This is a genomic window from Saccharomonospora iraqiensis subsp. paurometabolica YIM 90007, assembly GCF_000231035.2.
Classification (GTDB): domain Bacteria; phylum Actinomycetota; class Actinomycetes; order Mycobacteriales; family Pseudonocardiaceae; genus Saccharomonospora; species Saccharomonospora paurometabolica.
In genome coordinates this window covers 3,463-4,555 of sequence record NZ_KI912200.1, presented here as the reverse complement: position 1 = coordinate 4,555, position 1,093 = coordinate 3,463, and the positions used below count along the sequence as shown (strand labels likewise).

Below are 1,093 nucleotides of genomic sequence, written 5' to 3'. Positions count from 1 at the left end.
CCGCCCCCGCCCGGCCCGGGACGCGGCACGGTGCTCGTCATCGCGCTCCTCCACCCAGTGTCGGTACGCGCATGACCGTAATGCAGAGCGTGTGCCCGGCGCGGCGGAGTCCACCAACGGCGCAGTGATCGTGGCGACGCCGTGACCCAGGTCGCCGCCCGGCGACGATCCGGTCACGGCCCGGTGACGTGGCCGACGGTGGCCGCGTCACCGGGTCGCGCCGGACGACCGCGGTGTGCCTGCGCGGGCGGTGCCCGTGAGAGTCTGTACCGCCGTGAGCTACGCGCACTGGGAGACCGTGCCGACACGGTGGAAGGACAACGACGTCTACGGCCACGTGAACAACGTCGTGCACTACACGTTCATGGACACCGTCATCAACAACTGGTTGATCAACGAGGGTGGTCTCGACATCCACGAGGGCGAGGTCATCGGGCTGTGCGTGGAGTCGCACTGCAACTACCACGCCTCGTTGACCTTCCCGGAGAGCGCGGCCGTCGGCCTGCGCGTGGGACACCTCGGCAACTCCAGCGTGCGGTACGAGGTGGGCATCCACCGCGCGGACCGCTCGGAGCTGATCGCCGAGGGCCACTTCGTCCATGTCTTCGTGGACCGCACCACCCGCCGCCCGGTCCCCCTGCAGGACCCGCTCCGCGCCGCCCTCACCCGCCTCCGGGTGGCGCCGTGAAGGACCCCTTCACGGCATCCGGCGCAGCGAAGGCCCCCTTCACGGCGTCCCGCGCAGGGAGGGCCTCCTTCGCGGCGTCCGACGCAGGGAAGGACCCCTTCACGGCACCCGCACCGGTGCCGTCGGTGGGGTGCCAGGCGCGCATCAGGTCGGCGTAGCGCGGGGAGGTGGCCAGCAGGGTCTCGTGGGTGCCCAGGGCGGGGCCCGTGCCGTCGAGGAGGAGTACCCGGCGGGCGCGTAGCGCCGAGGACAGCCGGTGGGCGAGCACGACGAGGACGCCGCCCCGTGCGGCGAAGGCGTTCTCGGCGCGGGCCTCGGCCACCGGGTCGAGCCCCGCCGTCGCCTCGTCCAGCACCACCAGCCGCGCCGGGCTGACGTACAACCGGGTCAGCGCCAGCAGTTGGG

1 protein-coding gene and 1 pseudogene are annotated in these 1,093 nt (G+C 72.6%); one reads left to right on the top strand and one right to left on the bottom strand.

Features of this window, described 5'->3' with window-relative positions:
• Positions 1-274: 274 nt before the first annotated feature.
• Positions 275-688, top strand: coding sequence for an acyl-CoA thioesterase (locus SACPADRAFT_RS0202775; protein ID WP_084258270.1), 414 nt, complete (start codon positions 275-277; stop codon positions 686-688).
• Here the strand turns inward: SACPADRAFT_RS0202775 and SACPADRAFT_RS33700 are convergent.
• A pseudogene (locus SACPADRAFT_RS33700) lies at positions 663-1,093 on the bottom strand (ABC transporter ATP-binding protein); the annotation flags it as partial. The gene SACPADRAFT_RS0202775 and the pseudogene SACPADRAFT_RS33700 overlap by 26 nt on opposite strands.